The sequence below is a fragment of the Streptomyces sp. 13-12-16 genome, from assembly GCF_002114215.1.
Taxonomy (GTDB): Bacteria; Actinomycetota; Actinomycetes; order Streptomycetales; family Streptomycetaceae; genus Streptomyces.
Genome location: NZ_NCTE01000859.1, coordinates 1 through 5,135, shown reverse-complemented (window position 1 = coordinate 5,135; position 5,135 = coordinate 1). Strand labels below are relative to the sequence as shown.

Genomic DNA, 5,135 nt, shown 5'->3' with positions numbered 1-5,135 from the left:
CGGGCGGCGCCCCGCGGTACTCGACCGCCACGGCCACGTCGACCTGCCGGTCCAGGAGCATCGGCAGGCTGGCGTCGCCCTCGGCGTCCTGGACCCGGATGCGGATGCCGGGCGCCGACCCGGCGAGACGGGCCACGGCGGGCGCGACGACCTCGGCGATCCCGGTGGCGAACGCGGCGACCGTGACCGTGCCGGCCTCCCCCGAACCGTAGGCGGCCAGTTCGGCCTCGGCCCGTTCGAGCTGGGCGAGGACGGCGTTGGTGTGGCCGAGCAGGATCTCTCCGGCCGGGGTCAGCCGTACGCCCTTGGCGCCGCGCTCGACGAGACGGTGGCCGGTCTCCTGCTCCAGGGCGGCGAGCTGCTGGGAGACGGCCGAGGGGGTCAGATGGAGCGCGGCGGCTGCCGCCGTGACCGTGCGGTGGTCGGCCACCGCACGGAGGATGTGGAGCCGCCGTGCCTCGATCATGGATGCGATTGTCTCAAATCGCTCGGTGCGTTCCGCTCAGGCGTCGAGCTCCGCCCGGGCCGCCACGAAGGCGTCCACCGCACGGTCGACGTCCTCGGTGGAGTGCGCGGCGGAGAGCTGGACGCGGATGCGGGCCTGGCCCTGCGGCACCACGGGGTAGGAGAAGCCGATCACGTACACCCCGCGCTCCAGCAGCAGCTCCGCCATGCGGCCCGCGCGGGAGGCGTCGCCGATCATCACCGGGGCGATGGCGTGGTCGCCGGGGAGGATGTCGAAGCCCTCCTCGGTCATCCGGCGGCGGAACAGCGCGGTGTTCTCGGCCAGCCGGACACGCAGGTCGTCGGCCGACTCCAGCAGGTCGAGGACCTTCAGGGAGGCGGCGGCGATCACCGGGGCGAGGGTGTTGGAGAACAGGTACGGGCGGGAGCGCTGGCGCAGCAGGGCGACGATCTCCGCGCGGGCGGCGACGTAGCCGCCGGACGCGCCGCCGAGCGCCTTGCCGAGGGTGCCGGTGATGATGTCGACCCGGTCCATGACGCCGTGCAGCTCGGGTGTGCCGCGCCCGCCGGGGCCGACGAAGCCGACGGCGTGCGAGTCGTCGACCATGACCATGGCGCCGTGCCGGTCGGCGAGGTCGCAGATCTCGTCCAGCGGGGCCACGTAGCCGTCCATGGAGAAGACGCCGTCGGTGACGATCAGCGTGCGGCGCGCACCGCCCTCCGCGGCCTCCTTGAGCTGCCGCTCCAGGTCGGCCATGTCGCGGTTGGCGTAGCGGAAGCGGCGGGCCTTGGAGAGCCGGATGCCGTCGATGATCGACGCGTGGTTCAGGGCGTCGGAGATCACCGCGTCCTCGGGGCCGAGCAGCGTCTCGAAGACACCGCCGTTGGCGTCGAAGCAGGAGGAGTAGAGGATCGTGTCCTCCTGGCCGAGGAACGCCGACAGCCGCGCCTCCAGCTCCTTGTGCACCTCCTGGGTGCCGCAGATGAAGCGCACGGACGCCATGCCGTAGCCCCAGCGGTCGAGGGCCTCGTGGGCGGCGGCGACCACCTCGGGGTGGTCGGCGAGGCCGAGGTAGTTGTTGGCGCAGAAGTTGAGCACCTCGCCGGGACGGCCGCCGGCGGTGACGTTCACGGTGGCGGACTGCGGGGTGCCGATGACGCGCTCGGGCTTGTGCAGGCCGGCGGCGCGGATCTCGTCGAGGGTGGCGCGCAGGTCGTCGCGCACGGAGTCGAACATCTTGAAGCTCCTAGAGAGGCAGATGGCTTACGCGGTCCAGTCGAGGATGACCTTGCCGCCCTTGCCGCCGGCCGCGTCCTCGAAGGCGGCCTCGAAGTCGCGGTAGGAGTAGCGGCCGGTGATCACGGGGGCGAGGTCCAGGCCGCCCTCCAGCAGCACCGACATGGCGTACCAGGTCTCGAACATCTCACGGCCGTAGATGCCCTTGACGGTGATCATCGAGGTGACGATCCGGGCCCAGTCGACGGGGAACTCCTCGGCGGGCAGGCCGAGCATCGCGATCCGGCCGCCGTGCGTCATGTTGGCGATCATGTCGCGCATGGCCTCGGGGCGGCCGGACATCTCCAGGCCGATGTCGAAGCCCTCGCGCAGGCCGAGGGCGTGCTGCCCGTCGGCGATGGTCGACCCGGCGACGTTGAGCGCCAGGGTCGCGCCGATCTTGCGGGCGAGTTCCAGGCGCTCCTCGCTGACGTCGGTGATCACGACGTTGCGCGCGCCCGCGTGCCGGGCGACGGCGGCGGCCATCAGACCGATCGGGCCGGCGCCGGTGATCAGGACGTCCTCGCCGACGAGCGGGAAGGACAGCGCGGTGTGCACGGCGTTGCCGAACGGGTCGAAGATCGCGGCGACGTCGAGGTCGACGGGCACCCGGTGCACCCACACGTTGGTGGCGGGGAGCACGACGTACTCGGCGAAGGCGCCGTCGCGTCCGACGCCGAGGCCGACCGTGGCCCGGCACAGGTGGCGGCGTCCGGCCAGGCAGTTGCGGCACTTGCCGCACACCAGGTGGCCCTCGCCGCTGACCCGGTCACCGGTCTTGATGTCGGTGACGTCCCCGCCGGTCTCCACGACCTCGCCGACGAACTCGTGCCCGAGGACCAGCGGGGTGCTGATCGTCTGCCGGGCCCAGCCGTCCCAGGACCGGATGTGCAGGTCGGTGCCGCAGATACCGGTGCGCAGCACCTTGATCAGCACGTCGCCGGGTCCGACGGCGGGCTCCGGGACGTCCGTGAGCCACAACCCGGGCTCCGCCTTCTCCTTGACCAGCGCCTTCAACGCTACGGCTCCTGAGGGTGAGTCCCGGCCCGCGGGCACGCCGAAGCGGCCCCGGCCCGGGAAGAGGAGTGGAATCGCACTGCAATCTGCCGTACGCCACCCTCACCGGTCCATCGAGGATTTCTTAAGCGCGGCCACAGCTTTCCTTCACACCGTCACCCGTCCGGCCCCGTGCCGCGCGCAGTCACAGCGGCAGCCCGTCGTCCTCCCGGCGCTCCAGCCGTACGACGAGGTCCGCGGCCTGCGCCTTGATGGCGGCGAGCCCCGGCTGCCCCCAGGCACGGGGCTGGACGTCGGTGACCGACACGGTGCCGAGCACCATGCCGGTCCCGTCGATGAGCGGCGCGCCCAGGTAGGAGCGGATGCCGAACTCGTCCACCACCGGGTTGCCCGCGAACCGCGGGTAGTCGCTCACGTCCTCCAGGACCAGCGCCTTGCGCCGGGCCACCACATGGGGGCAGAAGCCGTGGTCGCGGGGCAGCACCCGGCCCAGCAGGGCGCCGGTGCCGTCGCCGCGCACGACCGGTGCGACGGGCGGGGTGTGCAGGCCCGCGAAGAACTGCCCGTCCTCACCGGGCAGGTTGACCATGGCGTACGGCGCGCCGGTGAGCTCGGCGAGGGCGTACGCGAAGGCGTCGAGCGCGGGCTCGGGACGGTCCCCCAGTCCCAGCCGGCGCAGCCTGCGGGCACGCTCCGGCGCCTGGCCGTCCTCGGGGGTGAGCAGCAGACGACCTGCCGGGCGGGGCGGGTCGTAGCTCATGGGCGGGCTCCCGGGTCATGGGGGAAGGTCATATACGGGCTCCGAGGGTGTGCGGGGATCACATGTGGGCGCCATACCCCGTCGTGGCGGCCGGGGTGTGGGCGATGAGGTGGCGGACCAGGGTCAGCAGGGTCTGGACGCCGGAGCTGGAGATCCGGGCGTCGCAGCGGACGACGGGGGTCTCCGCGGGGAGGTCGAGGGCGGCGCGCACCTCCCCGGGGTCGTAGCGGAAGGCGCCGTCGAACTCGTTGACGGCGACGACGAATCCGAGACCGCGCTGTTCGAAGAAGTCGACCGCCGCGAAGCACTCCGCCAGGCGCCGGGTGTCGGCGAGGATGACCGCGCCGAGCGCGCCCTCGCAGAGTTCGTCCCACATGAACCAGAACCGTTCCTGGCCGGGGGTGCCGAACAGGTACAGCACGTGTTCCGCGTCGAGGGTGATGCGGCCGAAGTCCATGGCCACGGTCGTCTCGACCTTGTTCTCGATGCCGTCGAGGTTGTCGGTGGCGGCGCTGACCGTGGTGAGGAGTTCCTCCGTGCTGAGTGGCGCGATCTCGCTGACCGCGCCGACGAAGGTCGTCTTGCCCACGCCGAACCCGCCCGCCACCAGGATCTTGAGTGCGGTGGGGAACGGATCGTCGTCGTGGTCCGCGCCGTCGACGTGGTCAGAGCTGTCGTCGTAGTCCATCGAGCACTGCCTCCAGAAGGGCCCGGTCCGTCGGGTTGTGGTGGAACGCGGGGGGCTTGTCGGTGAGCGCCCCGCAGTCGACGAGGTCCGCCAGCAGCACCTTGGTGACGGCCACCGGCAGCCTGAGGTGGGCGGCGACCTCGGCGACCGGGACGGGAGCGCGGCACAGGTCGAGGGCCTGCGCGTGCTCGGGGCCGAGATAGCCGAAGGGGGTGGCGCCGGTGGCTCTGACCTGCGACATGAGGTCGAGGGCGACGGTGGGACGGGTACGGCCGTTGCTGACCGTGAAGGGGCGCACCAGCCGTCCGGCCGCGTCGTCGAGCCAGGGTCCGTCACCGGTCGCCGTCACGCTCAAGGCCTCATCGCCGGCGGTTCGACGCCCTGCTGGCGGGGAGCGGTCATCAGGTACGGCCGTACGGACTTGACCAGCATCGCCATCTCGTAGCCGAGCACCGCCGCGTCGGCCTCGCGGCCGGCCATGACGGCGAGGCAGGTGCCGGACCCGGCGGTGGTGACGAACAGCAGGGTCGAGTCGAGCTCGACGACGACCTGCCGGACGTCGCCGCCGTCGCCGAAGCGGATGCCGGCGCTGCGGCCGAGGGAGTACAGGCCGGAGGCCAGGGCGGCCATGTGGTCGGCGGCGTCCGGGTCGAGGCCGTGCACGGACTTCACCAGTCCGTCGCAGGACAGCAGTACGGCGCTGCTGGTGTGCGGTACGCGTTGCACGAGGCCGCTCATCAGCCAGTCGAGGTCGGATACCTGGGCGGTCGGCGCATCGCTCGCCATGGTGGATCGACTCCTTGGGGTACGAAGGTCTGCGGGAGCGCTGGGGGTGGTGCCGGTCATCCGGCGGGCGTGCTCCCGCCGTGTCGGGCGGGGTGGTCGGTGGGGGGCGCGGGTGTGGTGGGCCGCGGTGCGACGGAGGGCTC

General features: G+C 72.2%; 7 protein-coding genes. All 7 read right to left on the bottom strand.

The window, feature by feature from the left end:
• The coding region (locus tag B7767_RS30605) for a LysR family transcriptional regulator (RefSeq protein WP_143652707.1) at positions 1-466 on the bottom strand (466 nt) is incomplete at its 3' end.
• A 36-nt stretch (positions 467-502) separates the two neighbouring features.
• A complete protein-coding gene (locus B7767_RS30600) occupies positions 503-1,702 on the bottom strand; it encodes a glycine C-acetyltransferase (protein ID WP_085574981.1) in 1,200 nt (399 codons plus the stop codon).
• 27 nt (positions 1,703-1,729) lie between these two features.
• Positions 1,730-2,758 (bottom strand): L-threonine 3-dehydrogenase, encoded by a 1,029-nt coding sequence (gene tdh, locus B7767_RS30595; RefSeq protein WP_085574980.1) that lies wholly within the window; start codon positions 2,756-2,758, stop codon positions 1,730-1,732.
• Between the two features lie 184 nt (positions 2,759-2,942).
• Positions 2,943-3,518, bottom strand: coding sequence for a GAF domain-containing protein (locus tag B7767_RS30590; RefSeq protein WP_085574979.1), 576 nt, complete (start codon positions 3,516-3,518; stop codon positions 2,943-2,945).
• Between the two features lie 58 nt (positions 3,519-3,576).
• Complete coding sequence (locus B7767_RS30585) at positions 3,577-4,206, bottom strand: ATP/GTP-binding protein (protein WP_085574978.1); 630 nt, start codon at positions 4,204-4,206, stop codon at positions 3,577-3,579.
• On the bottom strand, positions 4,184-4,555 hold the full coding sequence (locus tag B7767_RS30580) for a DUF742 domain-containing protein (protein ID WP_085574977.1): 372 nt from the start codon (positions 4,553-4,555) through the stop codon (positions 4,184-4,186). The genes B7767_RS30585 and B7767_RS30580 overlap by 23 nt, the downstream gene beginning before the upstream one ends.
• A 2-nt stretch (positions 4,556-4,557) precedes the next feature.
• Positions 4,558-4,992, bottom strand: a complete 435-nt coding sequence (locus B7767_RS30575; RefSeq protein ID WP_073934977.1) for a roadblock/LC7 domain-containing protein — start codon at positions 4,990-4,992, stop codon at positions 4,558-4,560.
• Positions 4,993-5,135 lie beyond the last annotated feature (143 nt).

Coding starts and splice junctions, on each gene's coding strand:
- B7767_RS30575 (WP_073934977.1), bottom strand. CDS start 4,992: ATGGCGAGCGATGCGCCGACCGCCCAGGTATCCGACCTCGACTGGCTG.
- B7767_RS30590 (WP_085574979.1), bottom strand. CDS start 3,518: ATGAGCTACGACCCGCCCCGCCCGGCAGGTCGTCTGCTGCTCACCCCC.
- B7767_RS30585 (WP_085574978.1), bottom strand. CDS start 4,206: ATGGACTACGACGACAGCTCTGACCACGTCGACGGCGCGGACCACGAC.
- B7767_RS30600 (WP_085574981.1), bottom strand. CDS start 1,702: ATGTTCGACTCCGTGCGCGACGACCTGCGCGCCACCCTCGACGAGATC.